At 69.0% G+C, this 24,849-nt stretch carries 14 protein-coding genes and 1 pseudogene; 8 read left to right on the top strand and 7 right to left on the bottom strand.

What is annotated here, in order from left to right:
- Window positions 1-30: 30 nt before the first annotated feature.
- Complete coding sequence (locus AB0M35_RS26130; RefSeq protein ID WP_363748595.1) at window positions 31-2,802, bottom strand: BTAD domain-containing putative transcriptional regulator; 2,772 nt, start codon at window positions 2,800-2,802, stop codon at window positions 31-33.
- A gap of 238 nt (window positions 2,803-3,040) precedes the next feature.
- On the opposite strand from AB0M35_RS26130, the pseudogene AB0M35_RS26125 reads away from it, so the two are divergent.
- The 8 genes and pseudogenes from AB0M35_RS26125 to AB0M35_RS26090 form a co-directional block, all read left to right on the top strand.
- Window positions 3,041-3,151, top strand: a pseudogene (locus AB0M35_RS26125) (IS5/IS1182 family transposase); the annotation flags it as partial.
- A 289-nt stretch (window positions 3,152-3,440) separates the two neighbouring features.
- Window positions 3,441-3,995, top strand: coding sequence for a hypothetical protein (locus AB0M35_RS26120; protein ID WP_363748594.1), 555 nt, complete (start codon window positions 3,441-3,443; stop codon window positions 3,993-3,995).
- Entirely contained in the window at window positions 3,992-4,885 is an 894-nt protein-coding gene (locus tag AB0M35_RS26115) for a branched-chain amino acid transaminase (RefSeq protein ID WP_363748593.1), read from the top strand. Before AB0M35_RS26120 ends, AB0M35_RS26115 begins: the two co-directional genes overlap by 4 nt.
- Window positions 4,886-5,230: 345 nt before the next feature.
- Entirely contained in the window at window positions 5,231-6,616 is a 1,386-nt protein-coding gene (locus AB0M35_RS26110) for a DUF6002 family protein (RefSeq protein ID WP_363748592.1), read from the top strand.
- A gap of 29 nt (window positions 6,617-6,645) precedes the next feature.
- Window positions 6,646-7,770 (top strand): hypothetical protein, encoded by a 1,125-nt coding sequence (locus tag AB0M35_RS26105; RefSeq protein WP_363748591.1) that lies wholly within the window; start codon window positions 6,646-6,648, stop codon window positions 7,768-7,770.
- Window positions 7,767-8,666 (top strand): LLM class flavin-dependent oxidoreductase, encoded by a 900-nt coding sequence (locus AB0M35_RS26100; RefSeq protein ID WP_363748590.1) that lies wholly within the window; start codon window positions 7,767-7,769, stop codon window positions 8,664-8,666. Before AB0M35_RS26105 ends, AB0M35_RS26100 begins: the two co-directional genes overlap by 4 nt.
- The gene (gene asnB, locus AB0M35_RS26095) at window positions 8,666-10,495 is read left to right on the top strand and encodes an asparagine synthase (glutamine-hydrolyzing) (RefSeq protein ID WP_363748589.1); all 1,830 of its coding nucleotides are present in this window, start codon (window positions 8,666-8,668) and stop codon (window positions 10,493-10,495) included. Before AB0M35_RS26100 ends, asnB begins: the two co-directional genes overlap by 1 nt.
- A 16-nt stretch (window positions 10,496-10,511) precedes the next feature.
- Complete coding sequence (locus AB0M35_RS26090) at window positions 10,512-11,645, top strand: acyl-CoA dehydrogenase family protein (protein ID WP_363748588.1); 1,134 nt, start codon at window positions 10,512-10,514, stop codon at window positions 11,643-11,645.
- Here the strand turns inward: AB0M35_RS26090 and AB0M35_RS26085 are convergent.
- The 6 genes from AB0M35_RS26085 to AB0M35_RS26060 all read right to left on the bottom strand — a co-directional run.
- Window positions 11,613-13,304, bottom strand: coding sequence for a DUF885 family protein (locus tag AB0M35_RS26085; RefSeq protein ID WP_363748587.1), 1,692 nt, complete (start codon window positions 13,302-13,304; stop codon window positions 11,613-11,615). The two genes, AB0M35_RS26090 and AB0M35_RS26085, sit on opposite strands and share 33 nt — an antisense overlap.
- Complete coding sequence (locus AB0M35_RS26080; protein WP_363748586.1) at window positions 13,301-14,590, bottom strand: MFS transporter; 1,290 nt, start codon at window positions 14,588-14,590, stop codon at window positions 13,301-13,303. Before AB0M35_RS26080 ends, AB0M35_RS26085 begins: the two co-directional genes overlap by 4 nt.
- Window positions 14,591-14,619: 29 nt before the next feature.
- On the bottom strand, window positions 14,620-16,449 hold the full coding sequence (locus tag AB0M35_RS26075) for a non-ribosomal peptide synthetase (RefSeq protein WP_363748584.1): 1,830 nt from the start codon (window positions 16,447-16,449) through the stop codon (window positions 14,620-14,622).
- Window positions 16,443-17,690, bottom strand: a complete 1,248-nt coding sequence (gene ccrA, locus AB0M35_RS26070; protein WP_363748583.1) for a crotonyl-CoA carboxylase/reductase — start codon at window positions 17,688-17,690, stop codon at window positions 16,443-16,445. The genes AB0M35_RS26075 and ccrA overlap by 7 nt, the downstream gene beginning before the upstream one ends.
- Window positions 17,687-24,541: an amino acid adenylation domain-containing protein gene (locus tag AB0M35_RS26065; RefSeq protein WP_363748581.1), complete on the bottom strand. Its 6,855-nt coding sequence runs from the start codon at window positions 24,539-24,541 to the stop codon at window positions 17,687-17,689. The genes ccrA and AB0M35_RS26065 overlap by 4 nt, the downstream gene beginning before the upstream one ends.
- Window positions 24,538-24,849: phosphopantetheine-binding protein (locus tag AB0M35_RS26060; RefSeq protein WP_363748579.1), on the bottom strand; the 312-nt coding region annotated here is incomplete at its 5' end. The genes AB0M35_RS26060 and AB0M35_RS26065, both read right to left, overlap by 4 nt.

Raw genomic sequence — 24,849 nt, 5'->3', positions numbered from 1 at the left:
CATCCGGTCCGGGCCGGCTGGCCCGGCCATTCACTGTCGGCCAGGCAGGTCGTGCAGCTTGGTGCAGATCTGATCGGCCCTGGGATGCGCCAGTTCGGCCAGGATCCGCATGGCCTGCGTCCAGTTGTGGCGGGCGGCCCGGGTGTCGCCGAGGGCGAATTGGGAGTCGCCGAGGTGATCCAGCGCGTTGCCGTGGGCGAACTGGTCACCGGTGACTCTGCTCAGCCGCACCGTCCGCTCGTAGCAGTCGATCGCGCGACGGTCGTCGCCCATCCGGTGGTGGATGGATCCGAGACTGTGCCAGACCGGGGCCTCCTGGCCGGGGTCGTCGAACATCCGGAAGATCGCGAGCGCCTCCTCACAGTACCTACGGGCTTGCCCGAGGTTGCCGAGTTGGCCGTGGCACCAGCCGACCGTGTTCAGCTCCTTCGCGATCGCCAGCGGATCGCCGACGGTACGGCACAGGTCCAGGGACCGCTCGGCGTACGTCAGTGCCGCCTCCGGGCGGCCGTCCTGGTCCGCCAACTGGCAGAGATTGTGCTGGGTGCGGGCCTGACCCCCGATGTCGCCGATGCGGGCGAAGATCTGTTCGGCCTGCTCGAAGTGCGCTGTCGCCTCGGCGGAGCGGTGCTGCCACATCCGAAGCCGCCCCAGGCCCCGATGCAGGTGCCCTTGGCCGGTCAGATCGCTGAGGCGTTCCGCTGCACGCAGCCCGGCCTGATGGACGCTTTCCCATGTGCTCCACAGGCCCCGTCGCTCCAGGAAGTCGGTCAGGGTCCAGGCCACCTGCCAAGCATGGGCGTCGAACCCGATCGCGTGCTCCGGTGCGATCGCGGCGAGCAGAACCGGCAACTCCGTTGCGAACCACCGCTGGGCGGCGTCGGCGTCCGGCAGTGGCTCGGGCGTCACTCCTGGCCGGGCTGCTGCCGGTTCGATGGGCTCCCAGGAGGGGTTGATCAGCCGGTTGGCGGCGACGGCGGTATGCAGGTAGTGGTCGAGGACGCGGCCGCGAACTTCCGGGTCACCCGGTTGGCCGGTGAGTTCCCGTGCGTACTCACGAAGCAGGTCGTGGAAGCTGAAGCGCCCCGGAACAGACTCGGTGAGCAGGTTGGCCCGGCACAGTTGGTCCAGCAGTGCGGCGGTCGGGCCGTCCGCGAGGCCGGCGAGGCTCGCGGCGGCGGCCGCGCTGATGTCGGGCCCCGGGTGTACGCCGAGCAGCTGGAACATCCGGGCGGCGTCCGGTTTGAGCGCCAGGTACGACCAGGACAGGACGGACCGTACGTCACTGACCGGATCACCACCGTCGAGGGTGGCCAGCGCACCAGCGGCGGCCCCGAGTTCGACGGCGAGCCTCGCCAGGGTGAGTTCCGGCCGGGCGGCGGCGTGCGCGGCCACGACCGCCAGCGCCAACGGCAGCCGGGCGCAGCGGCGAATGATCTCGTCTGTGACCTCGGGATCCGCCGCCCACCGGTCGTCGCCGAGGCGGCGTCGGAGCAGTAGCCGCGCCTCATCCGGCGAGGGCAGGTCGAGGGGGAGCAGCCGGGCACCTTCGGTCACCACCAGCGGGGTGAGTTGGTTGCGACTGGTGACGATCACCAGACTTCCGGCCGCGCCCGGCAGCAGCGGCCGGACCTGTACGGCGTCTCGGGCGTTGTCCAACAGGATCAGCATCCGCTTGTCGGCCAACAGGCTGCGATACAGCGCCGCGCGCGCGTTCAGCTCGGCGGGGATGCGCTGGGCGGGAACGCCGAGCGCGTCGAGGAAGCGTCTGAGCGCCTCAGCGGGCTCGGTGGCCGGGCCGACCGGGTCGAAGCCGCGCAGGTTCACGTACAACTGGCCGTCGGGGAACCGCCTGGCGACCTGGTGTGCCCAGTGCACCGCCAGCGCGGTCTTGCCGACCCCCGCGGTTCCGGACACCGCGGAGATCACCACCGTCGACGGCGCGTCGTCGGCCACGCCGGGCAGGAGATCGAGCTGCGCGAGTTCTTCCGTACGACCGGCGAAGGTGCTCAACGCCGCGGGAAGCTGCGCCGGCCGGGCGAGAGGGATGCCCTGCGCCGTCACCGGGCGGGTGGGCGGGTCGAGGTCGGCGTCCTGGCGCAGGACCGCAGCTTGCAGGTCCCGTAGCTGCCGGCCGGGGCCGATACCGAGTTCCTCGTCGAGAGTGCGGCGCAGCCGCCCGTAGACGGCCAGCGCGTCGGCCTGCCGCCCGGCCCGGTACAGCGCGAGCATCAGTTGGCCGTGCACCCGCTCATGGAACGGATGCCGCTTCGCCAACGCCTCCAACTCGGGCACCAACTGGGCATGTTCGCCAAGCCGCAACCGGGCATCGACCAGGCCCTGAACGGCGTCGAGTCGTAGGTTGTCCAGGCGTTCACCCTGCTGCTGGAGCCAGGTCAGGTCCGCCACGTCGATCAGGGAAGGCCCACGCCACAGGTCGAGTGCAGCCCGGAAATGCATCGCGCCGCGCAGCGGATCGTCGGCCTGCCTACCTCGCTTCACATGCTCGTCGGCAAGGGCGACATCGGTCCCGGCGGACAGCAGATAGCCGGGCGGACGGGCCACGATCGCCGAACCGGAGCCGAGGACGCCGCGCAGGAAGGAGATGTGGCGTTGCAGGGTGTTGAGGCCGGTGGCCGGAGCCTTCTCGCCCCAGACCAGGTCGATCAACCGATCCACGCTGACGATCGTGCCGGCGTGCAGCCCGAGGGTGGCGAGCACCGCCTTGCGCCGCAGCCCGGACACCGGCCGCACCTCACCGTCGACGGTGACGTCGACCGGTCCGAGAAGGCGTACGAGCATCTGTCTCCCCTGCCCGACGGTAAGCGATGCGATGCCGCCCGATCTCATCACCGTCGCCCACCGGACAACAGGCATTTAGCGTCGGGGTCGTCCATGCCGCGCAGGTGGGTGGCGAGGTCCGGCAGGTCGCGAGAGTACGTGGGTCGGGACGGGCGGCGGTCAGGGTGCCGAGCAGGTCGGGGTGCGTAGGCAGGTGGTGTCTCCCCGGGCTGGCCCTCGGCCACGAAGGCGAAGCGGTCTCCTCAAGACCATCGTCAAGGCACTACGCAACGTCAGCCTGTGCCCACGGACGATCGGCGACATCGTCGCCGCGGCCCTGGTCATCCACTACATCGGCCAGCGACCAATCGCCCGAAACCGGGCATCACCCAACGTCACTGCCGCCTTGCGCGGAATGGCCCAACAGCCCGACGTATAGGTGTCGGTCGTTACGAGGGGGTGTCATTAAACGATGGTTGTGACATACTGGATCGGGCAGGGGCGCCGGCTGAAATAAGCCGCCAGGACTCTGTCGTGTCGGGGGTTAGCGTCACTTCGGATACGGCGCGCGGATGGTGGGTTGATCGCAACTCCACAATCTTCCGCTGACGCCATCATCGTAATCCTGGTGAGGCTGTGAATTCGGAAGGATCGAAAGCGTGGAATCGATCGAAGAGGCATTGGATGCGGTGACCGCCCTTTACACGCTGGGGCCGACCGGGACCAACTGCGAGTACGCGGCGAACACCTGGTTCGAGCGCCGCGGCCGGCAGGGGAGGGTGCATTTGTGCCCCACTCTAGAAACTGCGGTTGAGCAGTTGCCGTACGACGGAACCGCCGCGCTCCTCGGCTGCGTCGTCTATCCTGACCTGCACCATCTGGTGTTCCAGAACCTGCACCGGCTCACCCTGGCCGAGACGTTCGTTGTCCCGACGCACCGGATGGTGCTGGCCGCCCGGGACGGTCGGGAGCCGATCACCGTGGCCACCCACCCGGCTCCGCAGAGTCTGGTGCCGGAGCGGTTGACCCGGGTTCTGACCACGAGCAACGCTCGGGCTGCACAGGAGTGCGCCGCAGGTGAGGTGGACGGGTGTGTCACTACCCTGCCAGCTGCCCGGATCCATGATCTGCGGGTGATCACGGACTTTGGCCCGGTGCCGATGGGCTTCACTGTCCACCTTCCGTCGCCGGCGCAGCGGCGCATGCTGCGGTGAGCGAGACGTTCGCCGACCGGGACGGTTGGATATGGCAAGACGGTGGCCTGGTGCCCTGGCGACAGGCACGGCTGCATGTGCTCAGCCACGGGCTGCACTACGCCTCCAGTGTCTTCGAGGGGATTCGGGTGTACGGGGGAGAGCCCTTCCTGCTCACCGAACACCACCGCCGGTTGCACTCCTCCGCCGGGCACCTCGGCTTCGCGTTGCCTTTCTCTGTGTCAGAGCTGGACGCGGCAGCCCGGGAGGTGGTGGCGGCCAACCGGATCGACGATGGTTACCTGCGCCCGGTTGCCTGGTGCGGCAGTGACACCATGAGCCTCGGCGACGAGGGCAACCATGTGCACGTCGCGATCGCGGGCTGGCCCTGGCCGAACGTGTTCGGTCCGAGGGCCGGGGAGGTCGGGATCCGGCTGGGGACGAGTGCCTGGCGTCGACCGTCCCCGGCCTGTGCGCCGGTCGCGGCCAAGGCTGCGGCACACTATTCCGTCTCCAGCCTTGCCCACGCCGCTGCCAAGCGGGCCGGCTACGACGATGCGCTGCTGCTCAGCCACACCGGTCACCTGGCTGAGGCGACCGGGGCCAACCTCGTGCTCGTCATGGACGGGGCGCTGCACACACCGATCTGTGACGGCTTCCTCGACGGAATCACCCGGCGCGTGGCGGCCCGGCTAGCTCGCAGGGCAGGGCTGACCGTCATCGAGCGACATATCCCTCCGACGGACCTCGCCCGCGCCGCCGAGGTCTTTCTGACCGGGACGGCTTACGAGATCCAGCCGGTGACCGCTGTGGACGGTGTCGACTTCCCGATCGGCCCGGTGACCCGGCTGATCAGAGAGGGCTACACGGCCGAAGTGCGGGCGCCCTCGGAGTCCGTTGTGTTGAGGTAGGGCCAACGATGGCACGGCGATGAGCTTCGACAGGAGAGTCGGGCGAGAATTCTCTCATGGCATTGACATCAAGTAATGGGTTCCGATATATATTTTTAGGTCTCGCGAGTTTCGGATGCGCGAGCGAGGTCGGCTGGAGTCTGTGGAGGGAGAGCGTGCTCCCGTTCACTTCGTAAAGCCCATGATTCAGGACCAGTTTTTCCGGCGTGCTGCTGGTACCTCATGAATCCCCGATTCCTACAACGCCGATCGCATCGTGATTCGCATCCCCGAATCAGCTTGACCAAATGTGTCGGTGAAGCGTCGTGGCTGCTGGTCATTGAGCCGGATTGAGAGGTGGAACAGATGGTGGACACGCTGGAGCGTGCGGCTGTCGGTGAGGTGGAAAACGCGCTGCGGCGATACGCCGGCCCGGTCCGTCGCGCCCTGTCCCGCCTGCCTCGCGCTGACAACGGCGACCCCGCCCGGTTCACCCCGCCGGCAGAGCTGCCCGATGACGGTACGCTCGACGAGTTCTTCGCGCCCTCGACCATGTCCTTCCACAGGCTGGGCGACTACGATGGCCGGCGCCTGACGCTGCTCAACCTCATGGGCAACGCCCGCACCCGCACCACCAAGACCTACCCCTCGCTGGTGATCGTCGCGCGCGCCGTGCAGCACATCCGGCAGACCGGCGAAGCCGTGATGATCGTGACCCCGTCGTCGGCGAACAAGGCCACCGCACTGCGCGACGCTGTGTTGCGGGCGATCGAACTCGACTTAGTCGCCGCAGACCGGCTGAGCATTCTCTCCGTGGTGCCCGATGCAGCCCACCCCAAGCTCTGGTCCTCCGCGCTTGACGCGGACCCGCAGCTTGCCCTCCGTAACCCGGTGGCGACCTACAACGGCCCGGAACCCGGCGAGGTCAAGCTGCTGGCTCGGCGCCTGGTCGACGAGCATGCCGCCGGGATCTGGGCCACGCACCGAACACGGTTGTGGCACACGATGGATATCGAGAACTACAAGGCCGCGGACGTGGTCCGAGCGTATGCCGAGCACGAGTTCTTTCCGCTGGAGCCGGGCCGGACCCGGCTGCACGTACACGCGGTCTCAAGTGCCTTCGGGCTGCTCGGCCACAACCTCGGCCTCGAAGAGCTGGAGCGGGACGGCGCGGTCAACGCAAGGGACTTCCGGTATCTGATGGTGCAGCACCTCGGCACGCCGGACATGGTGCTGAGCCTGCTCTTCGGTGCCAGCAACCGTGAGCTACTGCCTTCTTACCGGTACGAGCCCACACGCGGTGTCTACGTGCAGGACGGGGCACCGAACTTTCCCCACACGACGTTCGCGGTCGACGAGACGCTCGACTCGACGTTCTACACCCGAAGGCCGGTCACCTCTGACCAGATGAACACATTGATCCGGCAGCGCGGCGGCGGCGGCATCGTGGTGTCACTACACGAGTGCCTGGCCCGGTACGGCGCGCTGCGAGCGATGCTGGACCCGACCGGCGTGCGGCTGCCTGCCGACCCCCGAGATCTCCGCGAATGGTCACTGGTCATGGCGCTGACCGGCACGCTCAACGCGATCGATCGGGGCCTGGTCGCGGAAGACGACATCATCGTGCACGGGACCGGCAGCTACGGGCCGGCCGACTACCAACGCATCCCGGACGACCGACTCCGCCCGGTCGCAAACGTTGACGAGCTCGCTGCGATCGCCGAAGCCGCGGTCGGGGAAGGGACGCGTTGACCGACCGGCCGCCGCGGTGGCGACGGTGGATGGCACGAGCATCGTTCGCCTGGGACAACCAACCGAACCCGCTGGCCCGCACCCTCCGCACGCTCTTCGACACGCGGGTTCTCCGGGTCGCACGCGTGATCTCCACGACCGACGGTCCAGGCCCGAGCCTCGGGTATGCCGGGCCGCCGGACGGCATCACCAAGCTGTTGAAGATGATCGACCGGCAGCGCGAGCGGATGGGTGCGGACACGCTCCGGCACGACCGGGCGGACGTCCGTGCGGGCCGGATCTTCGCGGCCCGCGAACTTCCCGACGCCGACCTGGTCGCGGTCACCGGCACGCCCGCCCAACTCGCGGCGCTGCCCGCTGGGCCGGCGCTGCTCCTGCCGTACCGGCTGCACGCGCTGGTGGAAACCGGCGACCCGGCATGGCGCGGCCGGGTCTCCCGTAGTGAGCGTCAGTGGGCCCAGCCGAGGATCGCCCGCCAGGGCCTACGCATCGAGCAGGCCTATGACGACGCGTCATTCGGCTTCTTCTTCGACCGCGTCCACCTGCCGACGATGCGTAACCGGCACGGCGACCGGGCACGCAGCGAAAGCCGGCTGCGCGCCTACGAGGGCTTGTTCCGGCCCGGCGCGCTGCTGTTCGTCACCAACGGCCGGCAGCGGCTGGCTGGCGCGCTCGCCTCCTGCTCGGCAGACGGCCGCAGGCTCACACCCCGTCTGGGCGGAGTGTTGGAGGGCTCGGCACAGCTGCACTCTGCGGGCATGCTGCGACTGCTCTACTTTCTGCTGCTTGACTGGGCAGAGCGGCAGGGTGTGGCGCGCGTGGACCTCAGCGGCGTCGAGGCATGGGTGGCCAGCGGCCTGTACGGCTACAAGCGCCGGTTCTCGCCGCAACTGGAACCGCCGCCGGACCATCGGGCAAACCTGGCCGTGTGGTGGCATGCACGTCGCGACACGCCGCAGGTGCGTGACTTCCTGGTTCGCAACCCGGTCCTGGAACGAACCGGCGCCGGAACACTGCGAGCCGTCTACTTCCACGACCTGCGGCGGCCGGCTCGTCACGACATCCCGTTCGCCTGCGCCAACGTGCGGGAACGACGCGACGTCGACCTCGACGACTTCCTCGCCGACGTGCCGACCGGGGTGGATATCGTATGAGTGCCCACATCAGGCTCGGCGCGCTGGTGATGCCGGAACACACCGGCCGGGCCGGCACGGACCTGTGGCGTCGGCTGGAGGAATCGGGCTTCCGGCACGCGTGGCTGTTCGATCATCTGTCCTGGCGCAGTCTCCGGGACGGACCGTGGCTGGACACCATGACCACGCTCGCCGCCGCCGCCGTGGTCACCAGCCGAATCAGGCTCGGCACGCTCGTTTGTACGCCGAATTTCCGCCATCCGGTGCTGTTGGCCAAGGCCGCCATGACCATCGATCAGCTTAGCGGCGGGCGACTGACGCTCGGCCTCGGCAGCGGCGCACCCGGCCCGGACAGCGCGGCGCTGGGGGCGCCACCGCTGTCGGTCGGGCAGCGGGCGGCGCGGTTCGCGGAGTTCGTACACCTCACCGACCACCTGCTGCGCCACCCGCGTACCGATCATCGCGGCACCTGGTACCAGGCTGAGGACGTGCCCATGATCCCCGGTTGTCGCCAGCAGCCGCGGGTGCCGTTCGCGATCGCGGCGGCCGGCCCTGCCGGGCTGGGTCTGGCGGTCGCCCATGCCGAGATGTGGGTCACGAACGGGCCGATGGACCCGGGCGAAGGCGACGAGGAGCGCCTGTTCAGGTTGCTGGGTAAGCAAATCGCCCGGCTCGATGAGGCTTGTGTCGAGGCCGGCCGGTCGCCCGGCAGCATACGGCGGTTGGTCTACCTGAGCCGGTGCCTGCCCTCTGTTGCGGAGTCCGCCGACAGACTTGCCGACGCGTTGGGCCGCTGCGCGGTACTGGGTTTCACGGACGCGGTCGTGGCCTACCCACGTCGGGATGGCATCTTCGCCGGCGACCCCCGCCACCTTGAAAGGCTCGCTGCGGCACAGCGCCAGGAAGGGATGCACTGATGTGCGGAATCGCGGGCTGGCTGGACTTCTCTCGGAACGTCGCGGGCGAGCGCACGGTCCTGGCGGCAATGTCGGACAGCATGCGGCGTCGAGGCCCCGACGATGACGGGATCTGGGCGGTGGGACCGGTCGGCTTGTGCCACCGTAGGCTTGCGGTGATCGACATCGAGGGCGGACGGCAACCCATGATCGCGGATGTCGGCGACGGTCGCGGCCCGGTAGTGATGATCTATACGGGTGAGGTCTACAACTTCCGGGCGTTGCGCGGCGAGCTGGCCGGCCTGGGTCACAAGTTCCGCACCCGCTCCGACACGGAAGTGGTGCTGCGCGCCTATCTGGAGTGGGGTGCCGAATCCAGTTCCCGGCTCCGTGGCATGTTCGCCTACGCGGTGTGGGACGCGCGAGTGCAGGAGCTGCTCCTGGTGCGGGACCGACTCGGTGTGAAGCCGCTCTACTACGCGCCACTCGCGAATGGTGTCCTCTTCTCCTCCGAGCCGAAGGGCATTCTGGCGAATCCGCTCTACCGGCCCGGTGTGTCGGAGACGAGCCTGCCGATCCTGCTCGACCCACGCCTGGCGCTGCCTGGTGAGACGCCATACCACAACATGTACACCGTCAAACCCGGGCACTTCCTGCGTATCGGGCGAGCCGGGGTGACCGAGCAGCGCTACTGGAGCCTGTCCGGCCGGGAACACACCGACGACCTGCCCACCACCGTGGCGACGATCCGCCAGATGCTCAACGACGTGGTCGCGGAGCAGTTGGTCGCTGACGTACCGGTCGCAACCATGCTCTCCGGCGGCTTGGACTCCAGCGCCATCACCGCGCTCGCCGTCAGTGATCCCGACCGGGCGGAGGCGGGGCCGCTGCACACGTTCGCGGTCGGTTTCAAGGGGGACGAGGACGACTTTCGTCCGACGGCGCTGCGGCCGGAACGGGACGCCCCCTACGCGGCGCTGGCTGCATCGCATCTGGGCACCCGGCATCACCATGTCGAGCTCGACCCGCTTGACGTGCTGGACGTGCGGCCTGCCGCACTGCGTGCGCGGGACCTGCCCTCCTACGGCCACTTCGACACGTCGATGTATCTACTCTTCCGCGAGATGCGCGCGCACGTCACGGTCGGTGTGTCCGGTGAGGCGGCCGACGAGATGTTCGGCGGCTATCCCTGGTTCCACGATCCGGCCCTGGTGCGGCGCGATCGATTTCCATGGCTGGGAAACGCCCCGAGGCTCGCAGACCTGCTGGCACCGGACGTGCGTGCCCGTCTCGACTCGGCCGCGGAGGAACATGACCGGTACGTCACCCTGCGGGCGCAGGTCCCCCGAGTCCCGGATGAGGATCGCCTGGACGCGCGGATGCGCGAGGTGCTGTTCCTCAGTCTGCATGGTCCGCTGGCGGCATTGCTCGACCGCAAGGACCGGATGAGCATGGCGGTCGGGTTGGAGGTCCGGGTGCCGTTCTGCGACCACGAGCTGCTCGAGTACGTCTGGAACGTGCCCTGGCGGATGAAGATCGCTGACGGCAGGGAGAAGAGCCTGCTGCGTATGGCGGTGGCGGACTTGCTGCCGGACGAAATTCTCTACCGGCCGAAAAACGCCTACCCCGCGCTGCGCGCCGCCGCGCACGACGCACAGGTCCGCGACGGGCTGTTGGCCATGCTCGGCGACCCTGCCTCGCCGCTGGCACCAGTGCTGGACCGGGCGGCCGTCATCGATTTCGTCCGCGGAGAGCACCAGAGCATGACGCACGTCAACACCGTTCACCTCGTACAGCCGCTGTTGGAGGTAGACCGGTGGATGCGGTCCTACGGCCTTGTATTCGGATAGGGGCAAGGAGATGACCATGGGCGAGGATGCCACCTCGTACTTGAGCGCCGAGCTGCGCGAGGTGCTGCGTTGCTGCGCGCGGGACAGCCACGCCGATGGCACCGTTGGCCAGGACAGCCTGAAGGCGCTCCGCTCCTCCGGGCTGTTGGCTATCTGCGTGCCGACGGAACACGGCGGCCGTGGCTACGACGTGGCCACCGCGAATCGAGTGGTGGAGGAGGTTGCCACAGTCAACCCATCCGTTGCGATCATGCTGTATCTGCACTGCGCGGTCGTTACCCGGATCGACGCGTACGGCACCGAGGAGCAGAAACGGCGGTGGTTCGACCGGATCACCGACGGTGGCTGGCTGGCCGCCTCCGCCTGGAGCGAGGCCGGCGGGCACGCGGACAAGCGATCCCTTGGCACGGTGGCTCGCCGCTGGCCGGACGGATCGTGGCGGGTCACCGGCGGCAAGACGTTCTCCACCAGCTCCACCGTGGCTGACTTCTTCATGGTGTTGGCTCAGCTGCCGGAGCAGGAATCGTCCGGCACCACGGCCACTGCCGGATACGGGCGCGACAACCAGCTGATCCTGCTGATAACCGCGGATGCGGACGGCGTGCGTGCGCCGTCCGACGCGCTGCCGATGATCGGAATGCGCGGCTCCGGCACGGGCCTGATCTACTTCGAGGACACGAAGGTGGACGCCGGAGACCTGCTCTGCGAGGGTGCGGTGACTCCGCAGGCGATCGGGCTGCCTCACCGGCTGGGTCTCACACTCGGTGCGGTCAGTGTCGGCACCGCGCAGGCTGCGCTGGATCTGCTGCTGGAGCACCAGCACCGACGTGGCCTGCTCGACGAGGCGCAGGCCCGGCACCAGGTAGCCCGGCTAGCGGTCACGACCCGGGCCGCTCGGGCGATGGTTGCCGATTTGGGCGCGCAGGCGCCATACGCGGACGCGGACGCGGCGTACGCGGTCAAAGTCTTCGCCTCCACGTCCGCGCTGTCCGTCTGCACGGAGGTGCGCACGCTGCTGGGCAGCGCCGGCTACCTGCAGCACCACGACATCGCCCGGGTGAGCCTGGACGCGGAGGCGGTAATTCACATGGGACCGCCGAATCATCTGTGCGTGGATCTAATCAGCCGGTCCTTGAGCGGCGGACGCTGAGGAAGGCGCCAGTAGCTCTGCCTGCCGCAGCGCGCCGGCGTCGCCCAGGAACTCCCAGCGAAGCAGCGCTATCGGAACGTTGCCGTTCTTCCAGAGGTAGTCATTGATCCGCCGCATGTCGTTCCCGTCGAGCAGGGCGTCCGCGACGAAGCTGAGCACCTGGGACTTGCCCACCTGGTAGGTCAGGCCCTGCCCGGGTGTGGCCGCGAAGAACGCGGCTTCCTGCCTGGCGGTCGCGCGGTCCATCGGGGTGCGCTGTTCGAGCAGACGGGCAGCCTCGTCCACGGACAACTCACCGAGCGCGAGGCGAACATCGACGTCCACCCGTAACGCGCGTAGCCGCATCATGTTCAGCACGTACTCCTGTGCCCCCGGATGGTCGTCGAGCAATCCGGCAGTCAGTAACATCTCCTCGTTGTAGAAGGCGAGCCCTTCGTTGGCGCAGGAGTCGTAGTAGTGCCGCCGTACCGGCCGCGGGTTGCGCCGGGCGAGCGCCAACTGTTGGTGATGGGCACCCTCGTGGATGATGCCGAGCCGGGGGTCGACAGTGTTGGCCCGGTCGAAGTAGCCGAGGTCGCCGGCCGGGTCCGGCGTGTAGCTCACCGCGTCGTCGTCCGGGCGGGCCAGAGAGCCGAGTTCGTCGCGGACGCCGAGCCAGGACAGCGGTTCCAGATATGGGGGGCACGGCGCGGTCAGATATCGGGGCAGGTCGCTGGGTACGGACAGCAGCCCTCGATCGTGGTAGAACCTGCGCTCGTCCAGCTCGGCGCGGGCCTGCGCGGCGATCTGACTGTCGATGTCCGTGAACGGCTTCGGCCGCGGCCGGTCACGGTTGCGCAGTCGAACCAGCGCCTCCAGCGTGACCGCCCGGTCGAACTCGCGGCGACCGAGGTCGATCACATCCCTGGCGGCGAGCGGCAGCAGCGCGACCCGGCTCAGGTAGAACTGAAACGCCTCCGCCCCGATGGCCCGCGTGGGCTGTAGGTCCGAGGCGAGTGCGCCACACTCGTCGCGGAACGCGGCAACCGCGCGTGCGGCAGCGCGCGCCGGCTCGGTGAGTTGCCGGGCGATGTCATCGGGCACGTACGTACGCAGTGCGTTGATCGCGTCGAGCAGCTGCTCGTCAGCGGCCGTCAGGCGGTTGGCCGTCAACGTCGTGAACTCGCCGACGGCATTGCCGCGCAGGTTGGTCCGGCCCTGTTCGAGGATTTCTGGGATGGCGGTCAGCTGTCCCAGCAGTGCCTCGCACCGACGCCGGTCGAAGGGAGGTGGGCGGAGCAGCAGATCGAAGACCACTCCGAGGGACTGGTCCACGTAGAAGCCCGGGTCTCTGCACCAGGACTGCACCAGTTCCAGCTCCCAGTGCACTCTGTCGATCGCGGTGGCGAGGAGCCGCCGGTCGACCTGCGTCGGTACCGAGGCGGGAGCGTCCGCCAGTGCTCGGCACTCGTCGCGGAAGCGAATCAGGTCTTCGCGGTCGCGGGCCACCGCAGCTGCGGTGAAGCTCGGAACCCAGCCGTCCGGGCGGTCGAGCCGGGGAATGTCGTCGAGCGTGCGCGGCTGGCGTCGGGCGCGCCAGGCCCAGAAGCGCTCGGCCAGCTGCTCGACCGCGCGCCGCGTCTGCGCAACGTCCGCGGACGCAGGATCGGTCCTGGTCATGCTGTCGCCGTTGCCGGTAGCTCGCGTGTTGTTCGTAGTGGTGACAGAAGCGCGGGTAGGAAGGCGGCAGTCATCCCTGCTGCCCCGATGAACAGCACGGTTGGTGCGCCGAGCAGGCCACCGAGCAGGCCGCCGAGCAGACCGGCGATCGGCATGCTGCCCCATTGAACGAAGCGGACGGTGGCGCTCATCCGGCCAAGTAGCCGGTCGGGTGTGGTGGCTTGTTGGATGCCTACTTGGGCGATCAGGCGGACCACGCCGCCGGCGGAGACCAGGGCTAGTCCGGCTACGGCGAGCCAGAGCGGCCAGCCGGGCCGGGCTATGGGCAGCAGCGCGGCAGCTGGCGCGGTGCAGAGTGTCGCCGACCAGACGGCTGGGCCGGGGCCGATCCGGGTAATCATGCGGCGGGCCAGTAGAGCGCCGGTGAACCCGCCGGAGGCCATGACGGAGAGCACCAGACCGATTCCGAGTGAGCTGAGGCCCAGATGTCGGGAGAGAAACACGAGCAGCATCGTCTGGTAGGTGACCAGGGAGAGGCTGAAAATGCCGTCGGTGAACAGTATCGGGCGCAGGAGTCGGTGGCCCAGCACGAACCGTAGCCCTTCCGTCACTTCGCGGGCCAGGTGTCGGGTGGCGGCGCTCTGCGGCTGAGGCTCCGGCTTGCGGATTCGGAGCACGCCGAGCGCGGACAGCAGCATCCCGACGGAACTGGCGACCAGCGTCAGCGGCGCGCCGAGCCAGGCGACCAGCGGTCCGGCCACGCCGGGGCCGCTGATGCTCACGGCGGAGCGTGCCGCAGCGATCTTCGCGTTACCTTCGACGAGGTGCTCGCGGCCGACCAGCGCGGGCACATAGCTGGTGTAGCCGACTTCGAACAGCACCGTCATCAGACCGTGGGCGAGCGCGACCGCGAACAGCAGCCACATCGTCAGCGCGTCCGCCCACCAGGCCAGAGGCACGAGCAGCAGCAGCACCGCCCGTACCACGTCCGTGGAGACCATGATCGGGCGCTTGCGCCAGCGGTCGACCCACGCACCCGCCGGTAGCCCGATCAACAGCGAACCGGCTGTCGTCATCGCGGTCAGGACGCCGACTTCGAACTCGTCGGCGTCCAGCCAGACGATCGCCACCAGCGGCAGCGCGAGGAACACGAACCGATCGGCGAGCTGACCGGCCAGAGTCGCGCCGAAAAAGCGACGGAAATCGGCCTCACGGAACAGGCCGAGACGAGGCGATCGGGAGACCCTGCCCCGGGTTTGTGGAGACGGTCTATCGGCTTTAAGCACGTAGGCTCCAGTTTAGATTCCCGCGTGGACTACTCCGACGCCTGAAAGTACCGCAGCACCAGATCCGTCTGGTGACGCACAGTCGGCGCCGCAAACAGGTCCCGGGCACGGATCCGGAGACCGGTCGCGGCCTCCAGACGGTTCCGTATCCGTGAGGTCCGCAACGAGTCGCCGCCGAGCGCCAGGAAGTCGTCGTTCAGCCCGACCCGGTCGATGCCGAGCACCTCTGCCCAGATGCCGGCGACCAAACGTTCGACGCCGCTCTGCGGTGCCTCGTACGCCACTTCGAGGGCGGGACGCTGTGCAGGCGGAGGTGGCAACGCAGAACGGTCGATCTTTCCGTGCGCCGACAGCGGCAGCGTGTCGAGTACGACGAACGCGGCCGGGACCAGGTAGTCGGGCACCCGCTCACGCAGGAACGCGGCGGCCGTGTCGGCGTCGAACGTGGACCCTGGCCGCCGGGACAGATAGGCGACGATCCGCTTGTCGTCTGGTACGTCCTCGCGCAGCACGGCTACTGCGGCGGTCACGTCGTCATGCATCGACAGCAAGGCTTCGATCTCGCCCAACTCGATGCGGAAGCCACGCAGCTTCACCTGCTGGTCGAGGCGGCCGAGGAACTCCAACTCGCCGTCCGGCGTACAGCGCACCCAGTCGCCGGTCCGGTACAGGAGGCCTGGCCCGAACGGGTTGGCGACGAACCGGGCCTCGGTCAGCTCCGGGCGGTTGAGATAGCCGCGGGCCACACCCGGGCCGCCGATGAACAACTCGCCGGCGGTACCGGGCGGAACCGGCTCACGACTTTCGTCGAGGACGTAAGCCGTGGTGTTGCCGATCGGCCGGCCGATCGGCACAGTGCCCTGCACGTCCACCGTACGAACAAGGTGCCAGGTGGCGAAGGTGGTGGTCTCCGTCGGCCCGTAGACGTGCAGCAGCCGGTCCGGCGGTGTTGCGGCCAGCACCTGCGCGACACGCATCGGATTGACGGCCTCGCCACCGAACAACAGGTGCCGCAGTCCGCCGAACCCACCCGGATTCACGGTCGCGACCTGATTGAACAGCGCCGTCGTGAGGAACATAGTGGTGATCCCGTCACGCCGTAACGCCGCCGTGAGCGCGTGCGGATCCAGCATCGTCGCCTTGTCCAACACGACCAGCGACGCACCCGCGACCAACGGTGCCCAGATCTCGAACGTGGCGGCGTCGAAGCTTGCGTCCGCGGCCTGCGCCACGACGTCGTCCGGCCGCAGCTCGACGTAACCGGCGTTACACACCAGGCGGATGATCGACCGGTGTTCGATCAGGGTCCCCTTCGGCCGGCCCGTCGATCCAGAGGTGTAGATGATGTAGGCCAGCGAGTCCGGTCCGGTATTCGTCTCCGGAGCCGTCGTCGGCCGCCGCGCCACCTCATCACCCGCCATGTCAACACACGTCACCTCTGTCTCACCGCAGAGGTCGGCCAACGGTCCGGGTCGGGTCAGCACCACCCTCGCGCCACTGTCGCGCAGCATGAAGCCGAGCCGCTCCAGCGGATACGCCGGCACCATCGGAAGGTAGGCCGCACCTGCCTTGAGGACGCCGAGCAGTGCGACCACCAGATCCGGACCGCGCTCCAGACAGACACCGATGGGCGCCTCTGGCCGTACGCCCAACTCCCGCAGGTAATGGGCCAGCCGGTTGGCCCGCGCCTCCAGGGCGCCGTAGGACAGTCGGACACCGTCGCCGATCACGGCGGTGTCGTCCGGCCGCTGCCGGGCCTGTTCCGCCACCAGTTCGTGCACACACCGGCCGGCCGGCACGTCCGCCGTGGTGGCGTTCCACTCGACGAGAATCTGGTGCCGTTGCGCGTCGCTCAGCATCCGGCCGCCTCTCCGGGGCGGGCACCCACCAGCGCGACGAGGTTACCGGGCGCCTGGGTACCGTCGTGCATGTCCTGATGCGCTTGGCCGATCTCCTCAAATGAGTACGTGTGGCCCAGACACGGTCCGATCAGCCCTGCCCCCACCAGTTCAGTCGTCGCCCGACACTCGGCCGGGTTGGCGAAGTGCGAGCCCTGTAGGCGCTTCTGGCGCATCCACAGATAGCGCAGATCCACATCGGCCTGGTAACCGGAGGTAGCACCGCAGATCACCACCATCCCGCCCGGCGCACAGACGAACACCGAGGTCGGCAACGTGTCACTACCGGGATGCTCGAAGACGATCTTGGGGGCGATGTTCTCGCCGAGTATCTCCCAGATCGCCCGCCCGAAAGCTCGCATGCCGTCGGCGACCCGCTTGTTCTCCCGGCTGTCCGCCACCGGCAAACGGCCCCAATGATCGAACCGGGTCCGGTCGATCGTGCCGGCGGCGCCGATCGACATGCAGTAGCTGGCCTTCTCCGGCGACGACACGACCGCCACCGCCTTGCCCCCCATGCGGTTGACCAGTGAGATCGCCATCGAACCGAGGCCCCCAGAACCACCCCAGACCAGCACGCCGTCGCCAGGTTTGACAGTGTTCGGCGGCCACCCGTGCAACTGCCGGTAGGCGGTCGCGCCGGTCAGCAGGAAGCCGGCCGCCTCGTCCCAGCGCAGCCGCGCAGGCTTCGGGTGGCACTGGAACTCGGCCACAAGCGTGAACTGCGCGAACGAGCCCCAGTTCAGCTCGTACCCCCAGACCTGCTGCGAGGCGGCGAGCATCGGGTCCAGGCCGAGCCGCACATCGGGATCGTCTTCATCCCACCGGCAGCCGGAGAGCACCACCTCGTCGCCGACCCGTACGTGCCGGACGCCGGCTCCGACCTTCCACACGATCCCGGACCCCTCCGAACCGCCGACGTGGAAGTCTTCCCGAGCGCCGCGGCGAGCCCGCATCGCTACGACGTCCACCGGCGAGCCGAGCGCGGCCCACACGTTGTTGTAGTTGATTCCGGCGGCCATCACCGCGACCAGCACGAAGCCGGGCGGGACCTCTGGGACGTCAACCACCTCGGTCCGAAACGCGGTCGCCGGCGGACCGTACCGCTCAGGGCGAAGCACGGACGCGTACATGCGGGCGGGTACCGTGCCGAGCGGCGGCAGGTCGCCGACATCGAAGAGTGTGTTGGTAGTGGCGCTCAAAACGACCTCCGATTCAGGGATTCGCTCAGCTTCACCAGGTCGTCGGCGATCGCGTCGACCTGTGGCCGGGTCAGCATCGAGTGGTGGTCGCCGGGGACCGGCACGATCTCCAGCCCGTCGGTCACCGCCTGCCAGCCGTCCGTCGACGGGGTGTGCCAGGTGCACTCCGTCGCCTCGTAGAAGCGCACGGCGCAGGGGATCGGCCGTGGCTGGTAATTGCCCATCCCGGTCAGGTGGGCTATCCGTAGCCGCAGATGCCCGGTAACCGCACCGACACCGAGCAGCAGGACGTCGTTCGCCACACCGAGCGAGCGCAGTTCTTCGGCCGTCTCCGGCGCGACCGGGCGGACGTCGTCCGGCCCGTCGGCGCCGAGTCGGCCATCGACGTCACGCAGTACAGCCAGGTCCGCCCGAATCCGGTCGCGCAGGTCGTCGGAGGGCAGCAGCGAGTCGATGACGATCAGCCCGTCGGGCCGGCGTCCATCGGCGAGTGCCCGTCGAGCGACCTCGACGGCGAGGAGACCGCCGTATGACCAGCCGGCTAGCAGCAGCGGACCGACCTGCGCCCGGCGGATCGTGTTCCAGTGCTGGTCCGCGAGCCGGCCCACGTCACCGCCCGTCGCACCCATGCCACGGGCGTCGACGCCGGTCACGTTGAACACGCCGGTCAACCGCCCGGCAAGATGCACGTAGGCGCTCGTGCCGCCACCGATCTCGGGCAGGCAGAACAACGTGCGATTACCGGGCGTGTGCCGATTCAGCGGGATGAGCTCCGGGAGACCGTCGGTTCGGCTCTGCGGCGCGGTGATCCGGGCGGCCAGCCCGGCGACGGTGGGGAACTTGAGCAGATCTCGGGGTACCGCATGCACGCCTCGTTCGCGACACGCCAATACAACCCGCGTGGCGAGCAGGGAATGGCCGCCGAGGTCGAAGAAGTTGTCGTGCAACCCCACCTGCGGAACACCGAGTACCTCGCTCCAGATGTCGGCGACCAGTCGCTCCAGCGCGGTACGCGGGGCCAGATACCCCTCGGGCGAGCCGACGGCGACGTCCGGCGCCGGCAGCGCCCGGCGGTCGATCTTGCCGCCGGCGGTGAGCGGAATGGACTCCAACGCAACGAACCGGTCCGGCACGAGGTAATCCGGCAGACGAGCGGTCAGATACGCCCGCAACGCCGCGACGTCCAGGAAACCGCCCGGCCGCACACGTACATGGGCGACGAGGTGCGTTTCGTGCGCCGCAACGACGGCGGACTCCACGTCCGGATGTGCGGCCAGCACCGGTTCGATCTCTCCCGGCTCGATGCGCAGCCCGCGTACCTTGATCTGGTCGTCCGTGCGTCCCAGGAACTCTAGCTCGCCATCGGGCAGCCAGCGCACCAGGTCACCGGTGCGGTAGATACGTGCGTCCGGCTCGACGGAGAACGGGTCGGGCCCGAAACGCTCGGCGGTCAGCGCGGGTCGGTTCAGATAGCCCCGGGCCACCCGGCGCCCGCCGATCAGCAGCTCACCAGGCACGCCGTCCGGGACCAGGTGGCCTGCCGGATCAACCACGTATACGCGAGTGCCGGCGATCGGGCGGCCGATCGGAACGTACGGGGCGCTGCTCTCGAGCGGTTGCTCCACCCGCCGGATCGTGGCGGTAATCGTGGCCTCGGTCGGGCCGTACGCGTTGCACACCGGGATCCCGCCCGCCTCCAGGTGCCTCGCCACCGCCGCAGCGGGCAGCGCCTCCCCGCCGACGATCTGCAACCGGAGCGCACCGGGCGTGAGGTGCGCGAGGACTTCCGCCCAGACAGCCGGCGGGAAATTGGTGACCGCCACGTCATGCGCGGCGGCCAGCTCCGCCAGCGACTTCGGCGTCCACTCCTGCGGGCGGATCACGAGCCGGCCGCCGGAGGCCAGCGTGACGAGAACGTTCTCCGTCGCCACGTCGAACACCATCGACGCGAACTGCAGCAACCCCTCGCCCGGCCGCAGCCCGTACACCTCGCGCATGGCGGCCACCTGCAACCCCAGCGACCTGTGCTCGATCATCACGCCCTTCGGCCTGCCGGTGGAACCGGAGGTGTAGATCACGTACGCCAGGTCGCGCTCGCCGTTGACGCATCCCGGGTCGGTGTCGGGCCGGGCCGCCACCTCGGCGGCCTCGTCGTCGACAAGTACGACCCGGTCCGCCGCGATTCCGGTCCCGGCCTGGGCGACGACCAGTGCTGCCCGCGCCTCCTCGACGACGGCGGCCAGTCGAACGGTCGGGTGACTGGGGTCGAGCGGCAGATATGCGGCGCCGGCCTTGAGCACCGCCAACATGGCGGTGACGTAGTCCGGTCCGCGCGGCAGGCAGATCGCCACCACCCGTTCCGGGCCCGCCCCGCAGGCACGCAGATGATGCGCCAGCCGATTCGCGCGGGCATTCAGATCCCCGTAGGTCACCTCCTCGCCGTCGAAAACGAGTGCAGTGGCGTCCGGACGCGCTGCGGCCTGCTCCTCGATCAGGTGGTGTACACACCGGGTGGCAGCCGGCAGCTCTGGGACGCAGACCGCTCGGTCCAGCAACTCTCGTCGCTGCGTACCGGTGAGGATCTCCAGGTCGCCGAGACGTCGATCCGGCCCGGCCACGACGCTGGCGAGCAGTGTGGTGAAGGCGCCTGCCAGGCGTGCGGCGGTAGCGGGACCGTAGAGGTCCGTGCTGTAGATCAACTGCATGTGCAGCGCGCCGCCGCTCTCCTGCGCCGACAGCGTCAGGTCGAACTGGGAACCGCCCGGCGCAACCGGCAGATCTTCGACCTCCACGCCAGGCAGGGCCCACTCCTGCTCGCCAGTGTTCTGGAGAATGAACATCGCCTGGAAGAGCGGCGTGCGGGAGAGGTCCCGGCCCGGGGCCAACTCCTCGACCAGTCGCTCGAACGGCACGTCCTGGTGTTCGTACGCACCGAGTGCGCACTCCTTCACCCGGTCCAGCAGCTCCACGAAGGTCGGATCGCCCCTGAGGTCGCCACGCATGACGAGCGTGTTGACGAAGAAGCCGATGAGGCCCTCCACCTCGGTCCGGCTGCGACCCGCGACCGGCGTTCCCACCGGTACGTCGTCGCACCGTGCGTACCGGCCCAGCAGCACCTGAAACGCGGCAAGCAGCACCATGTACAGCGAGGTGCCGGTCCGCGTGGCCAACTCGCGCAGACCAGACACCAGGTCCGCCCCGGCGGAGAAGTCGTACGCCGCGCCCGCGTCGGAACGCTCCGCAGGCCGTCGCCGGTCACCCGGGACGTCCAGCGGCGTGAGCCCGGCCAGCCGCTCCCGCCAGTAGCCGAGCTGGCGCTCCAGCACATCGTCCAGGGCGGCCCGCTGCCAGACCGCGAAATCCGCGTACTGCACCGGCAGTGGATCCAACTGTGGCGTACGTCGTTCGACGGCGGCTGCGTACAGCTCACTGATCTCGCGGATCAGCACCCCCATGGACCAGCCATCGGAGACGATGTGGTGCACCAGGAGAACCATCACGTGCTCCCGGTCGCCGAGGCGGATCAGCGTCACCCGCAGCAGCGCATCCGCGGCCAGGTCGAAAGTGACCGCAGAGAGAGCGTCGATCTCGGCGTCCAGCCGCTTCTCGCGCTCGCCGACCGGGACAGTGCGCAGATCCACGACATCCAGGTGGACCGGCCGTGGGGCGTCTACGACCTGGACCGGCTCACTGCCGTCACCGACGAGCAGCCGGGTGCGCAGCGACTCGTGCCGGGCCACCACCCCGGAGAAGGCCGTACCCAGCGCCGGTACGTCGAGGTCGCCGCGTAGCCGCAGCGCTGCGGTGATCACATTGGAGATGCCGGCCAGGCCGAGCTGTTCTATCGACCACATGCGCTGCTGCCCGAAGGAGAGCGGTGCCCCACCGGCCCGCTCCACCGGCACCGGCCCCGCGTCGGCCGTCCTCGCCGGCGCCGTGCCGGTCTTCTCGTCGATCAGCGCGGCGAGCGCGGCGATGGTCGGCGCCTGGAACACCTCCCGGACCGAGATCTGGATCGGGTACGCCGCCCGCAGCCGGGTGTTGAGCTGGGTGGCCAGCAGGGAGTCACCGCCCAGCGCGAAGAATCCATCGGAGCGTGCGGCCGACGGCACACCCAGTACTTCCTGGAACGCGCGTGCCACGGCCACCTCGGTCGGGGTGGCGAGCCGCTCGGCCGGCTCCGGGGCAACGTCGGGCTCGGCGAGAGGCTCAACGGTGACTGGCTGGTCCGCGTCGGGGTCCAGCCGGAAGCGGTTTCGCTGGAACGGGTACGTCGGCAGTGGAATCCGACGCCGCCGGGTGCCCGAATGCAGCCCGGACCAGTCCAGCTCGTGCCCCGCTGCCCACATCCGGCCGGCGGTCGCGAGCAGATGCGTGCCGTCGGAACGGAGGTCGCTACGGTGCGGCATGCTCGACACAGCCAGCTGCCCGGAGCGGAAATTCGGATGCAGAGCGGCCAGCGTGCTCAGGCTCCTGCCCGGGCCTGCTTCGAGCACCGTCATGTCGTCCGCGCCCAGGACCGTGGCCAGTGCCGTGGTGAACCGCACGGTGTCGCGCATGTGCCGCGTCCAGTAGCCGGGGTCACGCAGTTCGTCGGGTCCGGCCAGCGCGCCGGTGGTGTCCGACACGAACGGGATGCGAGGGGCGTGACACTCGATGCTGGACAGCACCTGACCGAACTCCGCCAGCAGCGGCTCGACCAGGTCGGAGTGGCCTGCGCCCGGAATGTGGAGCCGCCGGACCTCCACACCGCGCAGGGCCAGCCGGGCAACGTACTCGTCGATGGCCTTGATCGGGCCGGAGACCACGCACTGCTCCGGCGCGTTGACCGCAGCGACGGACACGTTCGCCGGCAGGTACGTACGGACCTCCTGCTCCGGCAGCGGCACGGCGACCATGGCGCCAGGGGCCAGGCGCGACAGCAGACTGCTGCGCGCGGCCACCACCGCCACAGCATCCGCGAGGCTGAAAACCCCTGCCACGTACGCGGCCGCATAGCTGCCCAGGCTGTGCCCGGTGACCATGGTGGGCGTCACGCCCCAGGCTCCCCAGAGCGCCGCGAGCGCGACCTCCACGGTGAAGATCGCCGGGTGGCTGGCGGTGACCGGCCGCAACCGCGCTTCCGCCTCCGCGCCCGACGCGGACCTGAACAGCAGCTCCCGCAAGTCCAGGCTGGTCCGGACGGCGAACAGGTCGGCACACTCGTCGAACGCGTCGCGGAAGGCTGGCTCGTGTTCGTACAGCTCGCGCGCCATGCCGATGCGCTGGCCGCCATGGCCGGAAAACACCATCGCCACCGGCCGTTCTCCGGCCGTCCGCTCCACCGGCCGCGCGTTCGGTGCGTCCAGGGCGGCGATCAGTTCCGCGGTGTCGGTCACGGCGAACGCTTGCCGGAACTCGTTCGGGCGCCGTCCGACTTGAGTGGTCCAGGCCACGTCGGCCAGGTCCGGCTCCGCGGTGGCGGTCCGGAGCCGGTCGGCGAGCGCGGTCCGGGCCGCCGCCAGTGCTCGTGGCGAGCGGGCCGAGACGAGCACGAGCTGGTACGGCCGACCGGGGTCGGTCGGCGGTTGTGTCGGCGCCTCCTCCACGACAACGTGCGCGTTCGTGCCTCCGACGCCGAGCCCGTTGACGCCGGCCCGCCGTGGTAGACCGTCAGTCCGTTCCCACCTGCGCAGCCGAGCGTTCACCAGGAACGGAGATTTGTCGAAGTCGATTTGTGGGTTGGGTGTCTTGAAGTGCAGGCTCGCCGGTATCTGGCCGTGCCGCAGTGCGAGGATCGTCTTTATCAGACCGGCGACGCCGGCGGCGGCGTCCGAGTGGCCGACGTTCGTCTTCAGCGAGCCGATCCAGCCCGGCTTCGCCCGCGGCCTCGCGGAGGCGTACGCGGCCGACAGCGCTGCCACCTCGATCGGGTCACCGAGCCGGGTGCCGGTGCCATGCGTTTCGACGTACCCGATGCTTTCCGGCGGCACGTCGGCCAGCTCCAGCGCAGTGCGCATCACGTCGGCCTGGCCGTCCACGCTCGGCGCCGTGAATCCGATCTTCAAGCGGCCGTCGTTGTTGGCAGCGGTGGCGAGCAGGACCGCATGAATGGTGTTCCCGTCGGCCACCGCGTCGTCGAGGCGCTTGAGCGCCACCAGGCCGACCGCGTTGCCACCGACCGATCCGGTGGCTGCGGCGTCGAAGGCACGGCAGTGGCCGTCGCCGGCCATCGCGCCGTCCTCGACGTACTCTCCGGCCGGGATAGGTACGTGCACGCTGGCGCCGCCGGCGAGCGCGATGTCGCAGTCACCGGCCAGCAGTGCCTGGGCGGCCTGGTGCACCGCGACCAGTGATGTGGAGCAGGCGGTCTGTACCGTCACCGCAGGACCACGTAGTCCCAGGTGGTACGCCACCCGGGTCGTCAGGAAGCTCATGCCTGCGCCGAGCCCGAGCTGCAGGTCCGTCGGGTTGCTCAGGTGTGCGCGCAGTCGGCGGGTGATCTCCTGGTGCCCCGTCTGACTGCTGCCACCGTAGACACCGATCCGTCCCGAGAAGCGTTCCGGGTCCTCGCCGGCGTCCTCCAGCACCTCCACCGCGCACTCGAGGAACAACCGATGCTGCGGGTCGATGATCATCGCCTCGCGCGGCGAGATGCCGAAGTAGTCCGAATCAAAGCAGTCGGCGTCCGTCAATGGCGCGAACGCATGCACGTAGTTGGCGCCCTCGGGAACCGGCTGTGGACGCACGGACTCCAGGCCCTGGACCAGGTTCTGCCAGAAGGTGTCGAGATCCGGCGCGTCGGGGAACCGGCCGGCCATTCCGATCACCGCGATGCGGGTGCCGGTGTCTGTGGGCTGGACGTCGTTCATGCGTCAGCTCCCCTCGGCGGGGACTGGCGACGTCGACGGGCTTCCAGCCGGGCGCCGCCGCTGTGACGTTGCCTGGCCCCGGAGTCTGCCTCTGACGTCTCCGTCGAGGTCAGCCGGCGGGCCAGCGCGTGCACCGTGGTGTCCTGGAAGAAGGCGGTGATGGGGACGGTCGCGTGCAACTCTTCGGAGATCCGCGCCTGCAGCCGGGGGAGTAGCAGTGAGTGGCCGCCGAGGTCGAAGAAGTTGTCGTGTATGCCGATTCGGTCGGTGCCGAGGATGTCTGTCCAGATTTTGGTGAGGGTGTGTTC

This window comes from Micromonospora sp. NPDC051196, from assembly GCF_040682415.1.
In the GTDB taxonomy this organism is placed as follows: domain Bacteria; phylum Actinomycetota; class Actinomycetes; order Mycobacteriales; family Micromonosporaceae; genus Micromonospora.
This window is presented reverse-complemented; position numbering and strand designations above follow the sequence as displayed.

Excerpts from the sequence above, each read along its gene's own strand:
- AB0M35_RS26075 (WP_363748584.1), bottom strand. The coding sequence starts at position 16,449 with ATGCTGAGCGACGCGCAACGGCACCAGATTCTCGTCGAGTGGAACGCC.
- asnB (WP_363748589.1), top strand. The coding sequence starts at position 8,666 with ATGTGCGGAATCGCGGGCTGGCTGGACTTCTCTCGGAACGTCGCGGGC.
- AB0M35_RS26110 (WP_363748592.1), top strand. The coding sequence starts at position 5,231 with ATGGTGGACACGCTGGAGCGTGCGGCTGTCGGTGAGGTGGAAAACGCG.
- AB0M35_RS26130 (WP_363748595.1), bottom strand. The coding sequence starts at position 2,802 with ATGCTCGTACGCCTTCTCGGACCGGTCGACGTCACCGTCGACGGTGAG.
- AB0M35_RS26105 (WP_363748591.1), top strand. The coding sequence starts at position 6,646 with ATGGCACGAGCATCGTTCGCCTGGGACAACCAACCGAACCCGCTGGCC.
- AB0M35_RS26090 (WP_363748588.1), top strand. The coding sequence starts at position 10,512 with ATGGGCGAGGATGCCACCTCGTACTTGAGCGCCGAGCTGCGCGAGGTG.
- AB0M35_RS26085 (WP_363748587.1), bottom strand. The coding sequence starts at position 13,304 with ATGACCAGGACCGATCCTGCGTCCGCGGACGTTGCGCAGACGCGGCGC.
- AB0M35_RS26100 (WP_363748590.1), top strand. The coding sequence starts at position 7,767 with ATGAGTGCCCACATCAGGCTCGGCGCGCTGGTGATGCCGGAACACACC.
- AB0M35_RS26065 (WP_363748581.1), bottom strand. The coding sequence starts at position 24,541 with ATGAACGACGTCCAGCCCACAGACACCGGCACCCGCATCGCGGTGATC.